This window comes from Nakamurella sp. PAMC28650, assembly GCF_014303395.1.
GTDB lineage: Bacteria > Actinomycetota > Actinomycetes > Mycobacteriales > Nakamurellaceae > Nakamurella.
This window is the reverse complement of the sequence record NZ_CP060298.1, coordinates 3932072-3946583: the sequence shown is the minus strand read 5'-3', so window position 1 is coordinate 3946583 and position 14512 is coordinate 3932072. Positions and strand designations below refer to the sequence as shown.

General features: G+C 68.9%; 15 protein-coding genes. 10 read left to right on the top strand and 5 right to left on the bottom strand.

Features of this window, described 5'->3' with window-relative positions:
• Positions 1 to 143: 143 nt before the first annotated feature.
• Both H7F38_RS17760 and H7F38_RS17755 read right to left on the bottom strand, forming a co-directional pair.
• Entirely contained in the window at positions 144 to 428 is a 285-nt protein-coding gene (locus H7F38_RS17760; RefSeq protein WP_187091074.1) for a hypothetical protein, read from the bottom strand.
• Between the two features lie 235 nt (positions 429 to 663).
• Positions 664 to 951 (bottom strand): hypothetical protein, encoded by a 288-nt coding sequence (locus H7F38_RS17755; RefSeq protein WP_187091073.1) that lies wholly within the window; start codon positions 949 to 951, stop codon positions 664 to 666.
• Positions 952 to 1053: 102 nt separating this feature from the next.
• Between H7F38_RS17755 and epsC the strand changes: the two genes are divergently transcribed.
• The 4 genes from epsC (at position 1054) to H7F38_RS17735 (ending at position 5661) form a co-directional block, all read left to right on the top strand.
• A complete protein-coding gene (gene epsC / locus H7F38_RS17750; RefSeq protein WP_187091072.1) occupies positions 1054 to 1941 on the top strand; it encodes a serine O-acetyltransferase EpsC in 888 nt (295 codons plus the stop codon).
• 52 nt (positions 1942 to 1993) lie between these two features.
• The gene (gene cysK / locus H7F38_RS17745) at positions 1994 to 2929 is read left to right on the top strand and encodes a cysteine synthase A (protein ID WP_187091071.1); all 936 of its coding nucleotides are present in this window, start codon (positions 1994 to 1996) and stop codon (positions 2927 to 2929) included.
• A 78-nt stretch (positions 2930 to 3007) separates the two neighbouring features.
• Positions 3008 to 4261, top strand: coding sequence for a winged helix-turn-helix domain-containing protein (locus H7F38_RS17740; RefSeq protein WP_255498045.1), 1254 nt, complete (start codon positions 3008 to 3010; stop codon positions 4259 to 4261).
• A complete protein-coding gene (locus H7F38_RS17735) occupies positions 4258 to 5661 on the top strand; it encodes a gamma-glutamyltransferase (protein WP_187091070.1) in 1404 nt (467 codons plus the stop codon). Before H7F38_RS17740 ends, H7F38_RS17735 begins: the two co-directional genes overlap by 4 nt.
• 94 nt (positions 5662 to 5755) lie before the next feature.
• Here the strand turns inward: H7F38_RS17735 and H7F38_RS17730 are convergent, their stop codons facing one another.
• On the bottom strand, positions 5756 to 6691 hold the full coding sequence (locus H7F38_RS17730) for a DUF4097 family beta strand repeat-containing protein (RefSeq protein ID WP_187091069.1): 936 nt from the start codon (positions 6689 to 6691) through the stop codon (positions 5756 to 5758).
• Between the two features lie 68 nt (positions 6692 to 6759).
• The gene (locus H7F38_RS17725) at positions 6760 to 7308 is read right to left on the bottom strand and encodes a toxin-antitoxin system HicB family antitoxin (RefSeq protein ID WP_187091068.1); all 549 of its coding nucleotides are present in this window, start codon (positions 7306 to 7308) and stop codon (positions 6760 to 6762) included.
• Between the two features lie 162 nt (positions 7309 to 7470).
• Between H7F38_RS17725 and thyX the strand changes: the two genes are divergently transcribed.
• From thyX to H7F38_RS17695, 6 genes are all read left to right on the top strand, one after another.
• Positions 7471 to 8190, top strand: coding sequence for an FAD-dependent thymidylate synthase (thyX, locus tag H7F38_RS17720; protein WP_370531388.1), 720 nt, complete (start codon positions 7471 to 7473; stop codon positions 8188 to 8190).
• A 26-nt stretch (positions 8191 to 8216) separates the two neighbouring features.
• Positions 8217 to 9572 carry a YncE family protein gene (locus tag H7F38_RS17715; RefSeq protein WP_222618147.1) on the top strand — a complete coding sequence of 452 codons (1356 nt, stop codon included), beginning with the start codon at positions 8217 to 8219 and terminating at the stop codon, positions 9570 to 9572.
• Between the two features lie 76 nt (positions 9573 to 9648).
• On the top strand, positions 9649 to 10326 hold the full coding sequence (locus tag H7F38_RS17710) for a TIGR03085 family metal-binding protein (RefSeq protein ID WP_187091067.1): 678 nt from the start codon (positions 9649 to 9651) through the stop codon (positions 10324 to 10326).
• A 20-nt stretch (positions 10327 to 10346) separates the two neighbouring features.
• Positions 10347 to 11270, top strand: a complete 924-nt coding sequence (gene dapA / locus H7F38_RS17705; RefSeq protein WP_187091066.1) for a 4-hydroxy-tetrahydrodipicolinate synthase — start codon at positions 10347 to 10349, stop codon at positions 11268 to 11270.
• Positions 11267 to 12952, top strand: a complete 1686-nt coding sequence (locus H7F38_RS17700) for a ribonuclease J (RefSeq protein ID WP_187091065.1) — start codon at positions 11267 to 11269, stop codon at positions 12950 to 12952. Before dapA ends, H7F38_RS17700 begins: the two co-directional genes overlap by 4 nt.
• 9 nt (positions 12953 to 12961) lie before the next feature.
• Positions 12962 to 13342 (top strand): DUF952 domain-containing protein, encoded by a 381-nt coding sequence (locus H7F38_RS17695; protein ID WP_187091064.1) that lies wholly within the window; start codon positions 12962 to 12964, stop codon positions 13340 to 13342.
• On the opposite strand, the gene H7F38_RS17690 is transcribed toward H7F38_RS17695, so the two are convergent.
• Complete coding sequence (locus H7F38_RS17690; RefSeq protein ID WP_187091063.1) at positions 13336 to 14472, bottom strand: uroporphyrinogen-III synthase; 1137 nt, start codon at positions 14470 to 14472, stop codon at positions 13336 to 13338. The genes H7F38_RS17695 and H7F38_RS17690 overlap by 7 nt on opposite strands.
• Positions 14473 to 14512 lie beyond the last annotated feature (40 nt).

The following is a 14512-nucleotide window of genomic DNA, read 5'->3' as shown; positions in this document are numbered from 1 at the left end:
ACCGCCAACCGGGTCAAAGCCGTCGAGCTGCCTGGCGCGCCTGGATGGTCGGGCGGAAGGTCGATCTTTCGAGCGGGAGGGAGTACTGCGGTGGTCGGCTACTGCCTGCCAGGTACCCTGAACCTCGAGGTTCGCTCCCGGTCTCAACGGGTGGACTTCGGGGTGTTGCTGGAGGCGGGGCCGTCGGTCGTGACGCCGGCGTCGGTGAAATTGGCGTCGGTGTGCGCGTTCTGAAGGGTCAGTGTGTGCTGGGTGACCGTCATTGTGAGGTCCCCGACCAGTCCGGTCAGGACGCTAGGGCCGGCTGCGTCGCGTCGATCGGCGATCCGATAGCAGAACATGACGGCGCTGACCTGGTCGGTGAACGTGATGCCGCCGGTGACCTGGTGCCATCGGCCGGTGCGGTAGAAGCAGGCCGGGCCTGCCATGGTGCGTCTCGACGAATTCGTCGAATCCCATCCGCTCCCCTTTCGCGATCACCCAGGTGTCTTGACCTCAATGACGCGAACTGTGCCTTTTGTTGCAGCGTTGGGCTACTTGTTGCTGCGGATCTACTCTTCCGGCCAATGCTCATTGCACTGCAGGATGATTCCCGACCTGGCAGTCGGTCCAGGTGCTCCGAGTGACTGGCGCTGCCGTCGCTGCCGCGACGCGGACCGCGACTCAGTCCTTCTCCACCCGCTGACCGAGACGGGTGGGTGGCCCGTCGTCCGAGCTGGAGATGGTCTGCACGCTGCCGTTGCGCGAAAACGCAGCCCAGAGATTGAACCCGATGATCGCGACGCAGGCTGCAATCCAGAGAAAGAGGAATCCGCCTGCCTTGTGACCGACGCCGAAGATCCCGAATATCATGATCGCGACCCCGAACACCGCCCCCATGACGGCAACGGGCTTGCTCGGGCGAACTCGATAATTTGCCATGCGGGAGCGGTTCCCACTGCGGCGACGCACGAATCCACCAACATCCGAGCAGAACGACCGGATCGGTGTCGACTCCGGCCCCCGGGTCGACACCCTCCACCCGTGGCTGCAACATCGCGTAACGTCCAACGAATGGACGCATCGGGCCAGGTCTCACCGAGGCTGGCGCTTCCCGCCGGCTTCACCGATGTGCTGGCGGCCGAGCGCGCCGCCTACGACCTTCCGCCACAGTTGCCCAAGGTGGCCGAGCAACTGATCCATGCCTTTCTCGCGTTGCTGTTTCCGCACTACACGCGGGAACCCGGCTGTCGGGCCGGCGACGTCGACGCTGACGCCGCCGCCCTCTTCCAGCTGCTCGACGAGGCGCTGACGCTGCCCACGATCGACCTGGACATCCGCCGCCGCGTCAGTCATGAGTTCGTCGCTGCGCTGCCAGGAATCCGGGAGACGCTGCTGCTGGACGCCGCCGCGACCGCCGACGGCGATCCCGCGGCATCGGGAGTCGACGAGGTCATCCTCGCCTACCCGGGCTTCTTCGCGACCGCAGTGCATCGGATGGCTCACCAGCTCTGGACCGCCAGGGTGCCGCTGCTGCCCCGGGTACTGGGGGAACTGGCCCATCGCTTCACCGGCATCGACATCCACCCCGGGGCGAGCATCGGACATGCCTTCGCCATCGACCACGGCACCGGCGTCGTCATCGGTGAGACATGCGAAATCGGCGACCGGGTGCGGCTCTACCAAGGCGTCACCCTCGGCGCGCTGGTAGTCCAGAAGGCGATGCAGTCCAAACGCCACCCCACCGTCCAGGACGATGTGATCATCTACTCCGGAGCTACCATCCTGGGCGGTGACACCGTCATCGGAGCCGGCGCCCGCATCGGTGGCAATGTGTGGCTCACCCGCAGCGTCCCACCGGGCTCGTTCATCTCCACCAGCGCAGCAATCGACCGGCGCCGGACCCCGAACGGATCCGCGTCCACGGAATCAACCGACCCCGCCCTGGAATTTCATCTCTGAGAAAGCCCATCTGCGGCGGTGACCACACACCGTCCCCGACAATTGGAGAGCCATGAAGGCCGACAGCATCCTCGACACCATCGGTAACACTCCGCACGTCCGACTCAGCCGCCTGTTCGGAGACCGGGTCGAAGTGTGGCTCAAGCTCGAGCGGGCCAATCCGGGCGGGTCCATCAAGGACCGCATCGGCCTGGCCATGATCGAGACCGCCGAGGCCGACGGCTCACTCGAGCCAGGCGGCGAGATCATCGAACCGACCTCGGGAAACACCGGCATCGGTCTGGCCATGGTCGCTGCGGTGAAGGGGTACCCCCTCACGCTGGTCATGCCGGAGTCGATGTCGATCGAACGGCGCCGACTGATGGCCGCCTACGGAGCCCGTTTCGTCCTCACCCCCCGGGCCGACGGAATGAAGGGAGCGATTGCGAAAGCCGAGCAACTCATCGCCGAACGGGACGGAGCGTGGATGCCGCAGCAGTTTCAGAACCCGGCGAACATCGAGGCACACAAGCGCACCTCCGCACAGGAGATCCTCGCCGACTTCCCGGAGGGCATCGACGTTCTCATCACCGGCGTCGGCACCGGCGGCCACATCACCGGGGTCAGTGAAGTACTCAAGGAGCGCTGGCCGCAGATGCAGACCTTCGCCGTCGAACCCGCCAAGTCGCCGGTCATCAGCGGCGGCAAGGCATCGCCGCACAAGCTGCAGGGCATCGGTGCCGGGTTCGTCCCCGTCAACCTGCACATGGACACGATCGACGGCATCATCCAGGTCAGCGAGGAGGACGCCTTCGGATATGCCATTCGCGCCGCCCGCACCGAAGGCATCTTCGTCGGCCCCTCCTCGGGCGCCTCACTCGCCGCGGTCGCCCAGAAGCTCCCAGACCTGCCCGACGGATCCCGGGTCCTCACCTACTGCTACGACACCGGCGAGCGCTATCTGTCCGTGGAAGGCCTGTTCGACGACGAGAGCGCCGCCGAGGACTGAACGCATCGAGTGACCCACAGCTGCCGGTGAGCCTGCGGCCCGCGTCGCTGTCGGTCCTCGATGGAAGCATGTGCTGCTGTGACCACCTCCGCCATGCCCACGGCCCGGCTCGAAATCACCGCGGCGCAGGCCCGGCGGGCGGCCATCGCTGCGCAGGGGCTGTCCTCGGCGTTGCCGGAGGCGGTCGGCGTCCTCAATCGCGGGCATCTGCGGCGGATGGTCGAGCGACTCGGGCTGCTGCAGATCGACTCGGTGAACGTGCTGGCCCGGGCCCATTTCCTGCCCCTTTTCGCGCGGCTGGGAGAGTACCCCGTCGACCTGGTGTCGAACAGTGCCTGGCCGGCCCGACCCGCCGATCGGACGCTGCTGGAAACGTGGGCGCACGAGGCATCCCTGGTCCCGATCGAGCGGCAGCCGCTGCTGCGCTGGCGTCAGGAGAAGTTCGTCGACGGACCCTGGTCCTCTGCGGCCAGGCTGCGGGCCGACCACCCGGGTTTCCTCGAGCGGGTGCTCGCCGTGGTGCGCGACGAGGGGCCGCTGTCGGCCGGCGACATCGAAAAGGTGCTGGAGGCGCCCGGCCGGGGGACGCCTGGTTGGTGGGGTTGGTCCACGACGAAGACCGCGAGCGAGTACCTCTTCGCGATCGGTGCCATCGGCACGTCCCACCGCCGGGGTTTCGAGCGCGTGTACGACCTGACGGAGCGCATCCTGCCCGCAGCCGTCGCGGCGACGCCGACGCCACCGGAGGCCGATGCGAAGCGGGCCCTGCTCGCGCTGTCCGCCCGATCCCACGGGATCGGCACGGCCGGCGATCTGGCCGACTACTACCGAATCCGCAACGACGAGGCCAAGAGGGCCCTGGCCGAACTGGCCGAGGAGGGCACCGTCATCCCGGTACGGGTCCGGGGCTGGCGGGATCTGGCGTATCTGCACAAGGACGCCAGGATTCCTCGCAAGGTCAGCGGTCGCGCCCTGCTGTGCCCGTTCGACCCGCTCATCTGGGAACGTGCCCGCACGGAGCGATTGTTCGGCTTCCACTACCGCATCGAGATCTACACCCCTCAGCCGAAGCGGGTCTATGGCTACTACGTCTTCCCGCTGCTCGTCGGTGACCAGCTGGTCGGCCGGTTCGACCTCAAGGCCGACCGCGCCACCGGCCGGTTGCTGGTGCAGGCGGCCTGGTCGGAGTCAGGAACGGAACCGGAGCAGGTGGCCCAGGATGCTGCCGTCGAACTGCTGCGGATGGCACGGTGGCTGGGTCTGGATGAGGTGATCATCATGCCCCGCGGCAATCTTCACCCGGTCCTGGCAGCGGTAACGTCCCTCCGGTGAGACGACTTCCCGCCGGGGTGGCGGCCGGGCACCCCGACACCGCACGTGCGGGACTGGCGGTGCTCGAGGCCGGCGGGTCCGCAGCGGACAGTGCAGCTGCGATGATCCTGGCGGGCTCGGTGGCCGAGACGATCTTCTGCGGTCTGGGCGGGGGTGGTTTCGCCACGGTCTACGACGCACGGACCGCGACCGTCACCGGCTTGGACTTCTTCGTGGCGGTGCCGGGTCTGGATGGCACGATTGCCGCTGCACCGCAGGAGATCTCGGTGTTCTTCGGTAGCGTGCCGATGCCGTACTCGATGGGGGGCCCGACCGTGGCGGTGCCCGGGGCACCATCTGGCGCAGCCGAGTTGAACCGGCGCTTCGGCCGGCTGCCGTGGGCCGACATCGTCGCGCCGGCCATCGCGCTGGCCTCCGACGGGGTGCGCTTCTCGTCCGCGCATGCAGAACTTCTTCCGGACGTCGCGCCCGCCATGGTGGCCGGTGCCGGGATCGACATCTACTCCCGCGAGGACGGCGTCGGTGGTCGCCGTCTGCTGCTGGCGGACGAGACGATCGATCATCCCGGTCTGGCCGGCACGCTGGCCGCGCTCGCCCAGTACGGCCCACAGGAACTGCTCACCGGCGACCTGGGACGGGCCATGGTGGCTGCGGTGCGTGCGGACGGTGGAGCGCTGTCCGTCCAGGACATGGCCGCCTACCGGGTGACGGACCTGTCGCCGCTGCGGGTGCCGTTCGGTCCCGACACGCTGCACGTCAGGGGAAACGACCTCGACGGGTTCGGCCGGTCCGCCCGGGCGCTGGACCTGGCGGCCGTCCGCCGCGGCGGGATCGATCGGGCGCGGACCTTCGTGCGGGCCCTTCGCGCGCCGCTCGCCCGGACCGAGACGACCAGCCTGGTCGCCGTCGATCGATTCGGAAACGCCTGCGCCGCTACCCATTCACTGGGACTCGGGTCCGGGATCTGGGTCGGTGGCGTGCATGGCAACTCGATGCTCGGCGAGGGCGAGCTACTGCGCGGCGAGGTCGTGCCGGGTGCCCGGATGGGTTCGATGATGGTGCCGTCGGTGGTCATCGGTGCGGACGGGGACCTGCGGTTCGCCGGTGGCGCCGCGGGTGGCAGCCGGATCCGTCCGGCCCTGCTGCAGGTGATGGCCGGCGTCCTGGGGGAGGGACGCGGGGTCGGCGAGGCCGTGGCGGCCCCCCGGATGTCGGTGACGCCGGACGTCGTCCACCTGGAGCCGGGCTTCCCCGACGACGTCATCGCCGCCCTGCGCGCCGACGGGGAGGAAGTGGTCGTGTGGGACAGGTCCCGCCCCTATTTCGGAGGGGTGGCCGCCATCGCCGTGGACGGACCCGCCGCCGACCCCCGCCGCGGCGGCCTGGCCCTGCTCCTCTGACCCATCGACCGAACATGCCCATCGAGCGGATACCTAAAGCGGGCAAAAGGGACAGAATTCGACAATAACTATCCGCTCGACGAGGCCCGCGAGGTCAGGCGGCGCGGTGCAGGCGGATGTCACCGGAGGTGGTCTTGACGGTGATCTCCAGGACGGGGGCATGGCCTTCGGGGGCCTCGCCCGCGACCTCGAAGTCCGTGTCGGTGCTGCCGGACACGGTCGACAGGCTGATGGCGGCGACCGAGCCGGCGTGGATGCCGATCTCGACGTCGCCCGAGACCGCGTTCACCTCGGCGAGCCCGGAGGTGGCGTCGGCCACCCGGACGTCACCGGAGACGCTCCGGGCGTTGATGTTGCCCGCCACGGCCCCGAGCTCGACGTCGCCGGAGGTGGTGTGCACGAGCGCGTCGCCCCGGACGGGTCCGATCACCACGTCGCCCGAAGCCGTCCGCACGTCGACGTTGCCGCCCGCGAGGGAGATGCGGACGTCACCGGAAGCGCTCTGGACCAGGGTCTTGCCGCCGGTCTCTTCGAGCTGGGTGCGGCCCGACGCCGTCCGTACGTCGACCAGCGAGGCGGTCCCGGTCACGACGACGTCGGAGGACTGGGCCTGCACGCGGAGGTTGGACCCGAGCGGGGCCGTGACGACGACGGTGAACGAGGTGCGCCATCCGTCGCGGGCCGGGTCGGTGTCGACGATGATCGCCGGGCGGTCGCCCTCGCGGTGCTCGATCCGTACGAGATCGGTGATGTCGGTGAGGGTCTCGGCGGTGTCGAGACCGCCCGCCCCGCCGGACTGCTCGCCGGACGGGCTTACGCGGAAGCCGGGGAAGCCGGCCGAGCGCCCGCGGCCGAAGCCGCGTCCGCTACCGAACGCCTTGAAGACGTCGTCCAGGAAGCCGAGCGGGTGACCGGTGCCGGCGCTGACGTCGACGGTCGTGCTCTGGGTGTCGGTGAGCACGATCTGGATCTCGCCGGCAGCGTTGCGGATTTCCAGGGTGATCGGATCGGGGGTCAGGAAGCTCTTCATGATGTCCTCGGGGTTCGAGTGGGGAAGGTTGGGTTCGGAAGGGGCGCGGTGTCGCGAGCGGTCGGCGCTCAGCCCGTGACGAAGCCGGTGACGGTGCGGCCGGCCGTGTTCCGGCTGCGCTTGCCCTTGGACCCGGCGGGCATGGCGGTGCGGACGGAGTCCGACACCGCCCGCGAGATATAGGTGTTCAAGGACACGCCCTGGTCCGAGGCGGCCTGTTCGGCCTGCGACTTGAGATCGTTGAACAGCCGGACGGTGGTCCGGGACAGCTCGCCGCCGGCCTCCTGCATGGCCCGGCGCAGCTCGTCCGCATGCAGGTGGTGGCCGGCCCGGCCGTCGGCGTCGTCCGGCAGTTCGTCCGCGGTGGCGGCCCCGCCCTTGTCGGACACGCTGACACGCACGTCGCGGCCGTCCAGTTTCACCTCGACGACATGACGGTCCAGGGCCGCGGTGACCTCGGCAGCCAGGTCGGAGAGAGCGTTCATGATGGCGAGCCGGCCGGCCGGCTCGATCGCCGCGGCCAGCAGGGCGGCAGCGCGACGGGTCTCCTCGTCGCCGAGGGCGGCTGCGGCCAGGAGGTCCTCGCGCAGATTGCGGATGTACGGGTGAAGGTCCATGACACCACTATGACACCATTCATGGCGTCACGCAAGGTGAAATGACGTCAACTCTGACCCCTGATGACGTCGCTGTGGCGCCACGGTTGGAGCTGAGCCCGCGGCTTCCTACGATGGGCGCGTGACCACTACCGAAAACACTGCCGGCGGCGTGCTCTGATCATCCGGTTGATCGCCCGGACCGATTTCCTACCACCGGCGGACATCCCGTTCGAGACCGACGCCGCCGGTGGCCAGGCGCTGGCCGAGTTCGCCGGGCGGGCCTGCTACCAGTCGTGGGACCGCCCGAACCCGTCCACGGCGACCAACGAGGGTTACCTGGCGCACATCCTGCAGGTCGGGCACCTGTCGGTGCTCGAGCACAGTTCCGCGACCTTCTACCTGACGGGCATCTCCCGTGCTGTCACCCACGAGATCATCCGTCATCGGCACTTCTCCTACTCCGAACTGTCTCCCAGGTTCGCGCCGACCCGTGTGGTCGAGCCGGACGCGGTGGCCTCAGATGCGGACCTGCACGACCGGTTCACCACCGCGGCACAGGCGGCGAAGGCCGCTCACGGCGCGCTGCTGCAGGCGCTGGAACAGGCGGCCGAACACGCCCCGGACGGAACGCTCGCGCGCAAGCAGGCCCGGCAACTCGCGGCCGGCCTGCTCCCGGCCGCGGCCGAGACGGCGCTGGTGGTGACCGGGAACTACCGGGCCTGGCGGCATTTCGTCGGTATGCGTGCGACGGAGGCGGCCGACGTGGAGATAAGAACGCTAGCTGTGGGTATCCTCCGAGAGCTGCAGTCGTTGGCACCGCACGTGTTCGCCGATTTCCGGATCAGCCTGCTGCCGGACGGCACCGAACTTGCAGCCTCCCCGTTGGTCGCCGACGGATGAGGGGCGCAACAGAGAGGGAGAAACGCATGAGCAGGCAACGACTTCGGACCTGGGGGGTAGCCTTGGTGGCTGCGGCGTCGTTGCTGGCGGCGTGCACCTCCGGGACCACCACCGCGACGGGGAGCCCGACGGGCGCCGCCCAGGGATCTGGCGCGGGCGGTACATCCGCCGCCCCCCACCCCGCCGCGGGCTCCGGTACCGGACCCACGGCGGCCGGCATGACCGGCATGACCGGCATGAGTACCTCCACCACCGCGCAGAGCTTCAGCTCCACTCATGCACCCTCCGCAGGTCGGCCGTCGTCCGCCACGACCGGGACCAAGACCAGGGGCCCTGCCGTCGCGGTGCTGCCCGGCATGCCGGCCGTCACCGATGCACACAACGTCTACGCCGACGCCGGCGCGAACATGATCAGCGCCGTGCAGCGCAAGTACCCGGCCTACGCCTATGTCCCGCACAACAAATCCGGTGACGTCTGGGTGATCGACCAGAGGACCTTCCAGGTGGTCAACAAGTGCCACGTGGGCATCGAGATCCAGCACGTCGTCCCCGACTACCACATGACCATGCTCTATGCGACCGACGACGTCGGCAACGTGATCAGGGCGATCGACCCGGCCACCGGCAACTGCGGCAAGACCTACCAGGTCAGGGACCCGTACAACATGTACTTCACCCCGGACGGGAAATACGCGATCTCGGTCGCGGAGGCACGGCGCGAACTGGTCTGGTACGACCCCAAGGACTGGACGGTCAAGGACACCACCGACGTCAGCAACTGCGCCGGGATCGACCACGCCGACTTCAGCGTGGACGGCAAGACGGCGGTGTTCACCTGTGAGTTCGGTGGCCGGGTGGTCGTCATCGACGTGGCCAGCCACCAGATCATCCGGTCCGTCGACATGCCGGTGCGGAACACCGTGATGGGGCCGCAGGACATCAAGATGGCCCCCGACGGCTCCGTCTACTACATCGCGGATTCCGACTCCAACGGCGTCTGGGTGCTCAACGGCGCAGCGACGAAGGTTCTACGGCACATCGCCACCGGCCTCGGGGCGCACGGGCTGTATCTCAGCCGGGACGCGAAGCAGCTCTACGTGACCAATCGGCACGAGGGCAGCGTCAGCGTGCTCGACTCCTACACCGGTGCGATCGAGGCGAAGTGGACGATCCCCGGCGGGGGGAGCCCGGACATGGGCAACGTGAGCGCCGACGGCACCCGGCTGTGGCTGTCGGGCCGCTACAACAACGTCCTGTACGTGTTCGACACCGGCACCGGGAAGATGATCAAGGAGATCCCGGTGGGCGACGGCCCGCACGGCCTGGCACTGATGCCCCTGCCGGGCCGCTACAGCCTCGGCCACACCGGAATCACCCGCTGAACCGTCGCGAAGGACGCCGGTTCGGTCCCTGGTACAGCTCCCGGATGTCGGCCACGGATATGGGTACGGTGCAGGAGTGACCCTCGCCCAGACCGAACGTGCCGAGCTCGCCGACCTGTTCGGCGAACTCGGGCCCGACCAGCCGACCCTGTGCCAGGGGTGGGACACCAGCGACCTGCTGGCCCATCTGCTCATCAGGGAGCGCCGGATGGACGCCGCACTCGGTGTGGTGATCAAGCCGCTGGCCGGCTGGACGGCGCGCGTCTCGGCCGAATACAAGAAACTGCCGTGGGTCGAACAGATCGAACTGCTGCGATCGGGTCCGCCCTGGTTCAGCCCCCTGGGCTGGGGGCCGATCGATGCCAAGGCCAACGGCATGGAGATGTTCATCCACCACGAGGACGCGCGCCGTGGGCAGCCCGACTGGCAGCCCCGCACCCTGACCCCGGCAGCCCGTCAGGAACTCATCCCCCTGCTCACCTCTTCGCTGGTGGTCGGTGGCCTGAAGAAGAAGGGGATACCGGTGACGGCCAGGCTCACCGACGACCCGGACGACGCGGGTGGGCCGGATCGGCCCATCGTGCTCGTCCCGTCGGCCGATCTCAACGTCATGGCCGAGCAGCCTGGTGTGGTGATCCGCGGTGGGGTGGGCGAGATCCTGCTGTGGCTCAGCGGGCGTTCCGAGGTCCGGATCGAGTTCGAGGGCGACCCGGATGCGATCGCCTCCGTCAAGGCGGGCGAGCAGAGCCTCTGAGGGACGGTAAGTTTTGACCCATGACGTCGCTCATCGCCGGTCCGGCAGGTAGGGAAGGTCGCCCGTTCGGAACGGTGCTCGCCGCCATGGTGACACCGTTCACCTCGGCGGGGGAGCTCGACCTGGAGGCCACCGCCGCCCTCGCCGAGAAGCTGGTCGGGGAGGGACACGACGGTCTGGTCGTCAACGGCACCACCGGCGAGTCGCCGACCACGACCGATGCCGAGAAGTCGGCGATCGTCCGGGCGGTGGTGGAGGCGGTCGGGGACCGGATCACCGTGGTCGCCGGGGTCGGTACCTATGACACCGCCCACTCGGTGCGGCTGGCCAGGGAGGCCGAAAAGGCCGGTGCACACGGAATGCTGGTGGTGACGCCGTTCTACTCGCGTCCGCAGCAGGACGGCCTGCTCGCGCACTTCGCCGCGGTCGCCGATGCCACCGACTTGCCGGTGATGCTCTACGACATCCCGGCGCGCTCGGTGGTGGCGATCGCACCTGACACGTTGCTGCGGCTGTCCGAACACCCGAGGATCACCGCGGTGAAGGACGCGAAGGGCGACCTCCACGCGGGATCGCAGGTCATGGCCGACTCAGATCTCGCGTTCTACTCCGGCGACGATCCGCTGACGCTGCCCTGGATGAGCGTCGGTGCGGTCGGGGTCGTCAGCATCATCTCGCACGTCGTCGGGCCGCACGTTCGGGCCCTGGTCGACGCCGCAGCGGCGGGCGACTACGCCCGCGCCCGCACCCTTCACGAAGCGCTGTTGCCCGCTCACCTGGCAATGTCCCGAACCGGAGGCGGAGCCGGCCTGGTGTTCGCCAAGGCCGCGCTGCGGCTGGCCGGTTTCGAGGTCGGCGATCCCCGACTTCCGCAAATCCCGGCCACTCACGATCAAACTGCGCAGATTGCGCGTGATCTCGAAGAAATCGGTAATCTGATATGACGGCAACTTCCACCTCGATCCCCCCACCCCGCCTGCCCAAGGGCGGCCTCCGGCTCGTCGCGCTCGGCGGTATCGGCGAAATCGGCCGCAACATGACGGTCTACGAATACGACGGCCGTCTGCTGGTCGTCGACTGCGGCGTGCTGTTCCCGGAGGACGCCCAACCCGGCGTCGATCTGATCCTGCCCGACCTCCGCCTCGTCGAGGATCGTGTCGACGACATCGACGCCGTGGTGATCACGCACGGGCACGAGGACCACATCGGGGCGCTGCCCTGGCTCCTGCGGCTTCGCAAGGACCTTCCGGTGATCGGCGCGAAGTTCTCGCTGGCCCTGATCGCGGCGAAGTGTCGCGAACACCGGATCACTCCCAAGCTCGAGGTCGTCGTGGAGGGCGAACGGCGCAAGGCCGGAGCCTGGGACCTCGAGTTCTTCGCCGTCAACCACTCGATCCCGGATGCGCTGGCGGTCGGCATCAGGACCCCGGCCGGCACGGTGCTGCACACCGGCGACATCAAGCTCGACCAGCTGCCGCTCGACGGTCGGCTGACCGACCTCGGCGGCTTCTCCCGCCTCGGTGACGAGGGCGTGGATCTCTTCCTGGTCGACTCGACCAACGCCGAGGTACCCGGGTTCGTCGCTCCGGAGCGCGAGATCGGCCCGGTGCTGGACAACTACATCAGGTCCGCCAAGCAGCGCGTCATCGTCGCCAGCTTCGCCTCGCACGTGCATCGCGTCCAGCAGATGCTCGACGCCGCACAGAACCACGGACGCAAGGTGGCCTTCGTCGGCCGCTCCATGGTCCGCAACATGCAGATCGCCCAGGAGCTGGGCCTGCTGACGGTGCCGGACGGGCTGGTCCGATCCCTGGACAAGGTGCTGGAACTTCCGCCGGAACAGGTGCTGCTGATCTCCACGGGCTCACAGGGCGAGCCGCTGTCGGCCCTGTCCCGGATGTCCCGCGGCGAGCACCGACAGGTCAATCTCATCCAGGGTGACACCGTCATCCTCGCCAGTTCGATGATCCCCGGCAACGAGACCAGCGTCTTCACCGTCATCAACGAGCTGGCTCGTGCGAACGTCACCGTCATCCACCAGGGGGTGGCCAAGGTGCACGTCTCCGGTCACGCCTCGGCCGGCGAGCTCCTGTACCTGTACAACGCGGTCCGGCCGAAGAACGTCATCCCGGTGCACGGGGAGTGGCGTCACCTGCGCGCGCAGACCAGGCTCGCCGTCCTCACCGGGGTCCCGCCGGAGCGGGTGGTGCTCGCACCGAACGGCACCGTGGTCGACCTGATCGACGGCCGGGCCAGGATCAGCGGCCACATCGACGTCGGCATGGTCTACGTCGACGGCGCCGCTGTCGGTGACGTCGGCGAGAACACGCTGTCCGACCGCCTCATCCTGGGCGAGGGCGGATTCATCGCCATCACGGTGGCCATCGACAAGCTCACCGGGCGGGCCATCGCTTCCCCGACGATCTCCGGGCGCGGATTCTCCGACGACCCCGGAGCGCTGGCCAAGGTGGTGCCCCTGGTCGAGGCCGAGTTGGCCCAGATGGAGGCCGATGGTGTCATCGACACCCACCGGATCGCCCAGTCCGTCCGTCGGATCGTCGGTCGCTGGGTCGGGGACGTCTACCGTCGCCGGCCGATGATCGTCCCCACCGTCATCGCGGTCTGAGCAGCGCCGGTGATCTATCACCTGGCCTTCGCGCGCGACTGGGAGGCGGCACTGGCCGGCGGTTCCTACAGGATCTCGGGTCGCGGCATGACGCTCGAGTCAGAGGGGTTCCTGCACTTCTCCTACGCGGAGCAGGTGGCCGGGGTGGCCTCACGCTTCTGGCGGTCACCTGAATCACCCGTGGTGCTGCTCACCGTCGACCCGGATCTTCTGGGGCTGCCGGTGGTGGCCGAGAACACCACCGGCGGCACCGAACTCTTCCCGCACGTCTACGGCCCGCTGCCGGTCGACGCGGTGGTCACGGTGACGCCGGTCGCGGTGACCGAAGGCGGGGAGTTGCAGCTGCCCGATCTCACCACCCCGGCTGCCGGGTCCGGCGGCCGTCAGTAACGGCCGGTGGTCCCGAATTCCGGGTCGTAGGCGACCCGGTAGCCACGTTTGACCAGGGTCTGGATGATCCGCGGATTCCCGAGTGCGGTGCGCAGACGGCCGATCGCCATCTCGACGGCATGCTCGTCGCCGCTGCCACCGGGCATGCACGATCCGAGATCCGCGCGACTGATCACCTGGCCCGGGTGGGCGGTCAGCCTGTTCAGCAGGGCCATGCCGGTCGGCGGCAACGCGACGAAGCATTCGTCCACCAGCAGCCCATGGCCCCGGATCTCCAGCCGTTGACCGGCCGCGACCAGATGCCGGGCGGCCGATCTCGGTAGTTCGTCCGCGATCTCCCGGACGAGCGCGCCCAGCCGCGCCCGCTGCGGCTGCACGACGGGCAGGCCCGCCCGGTCCAGCGGGGCCGCAGTCACCGGACCGACGGCGAGCACCTTCACGTCGTGTTGCATGGCCACCAGCATGGGCGCCTGGATCCCCAGCTGGACAGCGGTCTGCAGGAAGCTGGCCGCCGCGGGCGCGCTGGTGAAGGTCACCGCGTCGACCAGCCGGTCGGCCACCGCCCGGCAGAGCTTCTCGAGCGGGGCGAGGTCGACCGGTGGCTGCCATCGGTAGACCTGCACCTCGATGACGGTGGCCCCGACCGCTTCCAGTGCCTCGACCACGTCCGGCAACGGCTCGCCGTGCTGCTGGATGGCGACCCGGCGGCCCCGCAGGTCCATCTCGAGCAGTTTCTCCAGCACCTCGGTGGAGGATTCCGAAGCGGGTGACCACTCACCCTTCAGCCCGGCGGTGCGCATCGCACCGCGGGCCTTGGGGCCGCGGGCCAGCAGGGTCGCGGTGCCGAGGCAGGCCAGCAGCTCCTCGCCCAGCCCCCAGCCGTCTGCGGCCTCGATCCATCCGCGGAAGCCGATCCCGGTGGTCGCCACCACCACGTCCGGTGGTTGGGTCAGGCAGCCGAGGGTGACCTCGCGGAGCGATTCGTCGTCCTCGACCTGGACGATCTGGATGGCCGGCCCGTACATGACGCTGGCACCGCGGCGCTCGAGCGCTGCGCCGAATTCCTCGCGACGCCGGGCGGCGGTGATCCCGACCGTGAATCCGGTCAGGGGCCCCACTTCGGTTCGCACCCGCGCAGCATGGTCCGCTTCTGTCGCTGGAGTGCGTCCG

Excerpts from the sequence above, each read along its gene's own strand:
- H7F38_RS17760 (WP_187091074.1), bottom strand. The coding sequence starts at position 428 with ATGGCAGGCCCGGCCTGCTTCTACCGCACCGGCCGATGGCACCAGGTC.
- epsC (WP_187091072.1), top strand. The coding sequence starts at position 1,054 with ATGGACGCATCGGGCCAGGTCTCACCGAGGCTGGCGCTTCCCGCCGGC.
- cysK (WP_187091071.1), top strand. The coding sequence starts at position 1,994 with ATGAAGGCCGACAGCATCCTCGACACCATCGGTAACACTCCGCACGTC.
- H7F38_RS17730 (WP_187091069.1), bottom strand. The coding sequence starts at position 6,691 with ATGAAGAGCTTCCTGACCCCCGATCCGATCACCCTGGAAATCCGCAAC.
- H7F38_RS17725 (WP_187091068.1), bottom strand. The coding sequence starts at position 7,308 with ATGGACCTTCACCCGTACATCCGCAATCTGCGCGAGGACCTCCTGGCC.
- H7F38_RS17715 (WP_222618147.1), top strand. The coding sequence starts at position 8,217 with ATGAGCAGGCAACGACTTCGGACCTGGGGGGTAGCCTTGGTGGCTGCG.
- dapA (WP_187091066.1), top strand. The coding sequence starts at position 10,347 with ATGACGTCGCTCATCGCCGGTCCGGCAGGTAGGGAAGGTCGCCCGTTC.
- H7F38_RS17700 (WP_187091065.1), top strand. The coding sequence starts at position 11,267 with ATGACGGCAACTTCCACCTCGATCCCCCCACCCCGCCTGCCCAAGGGC.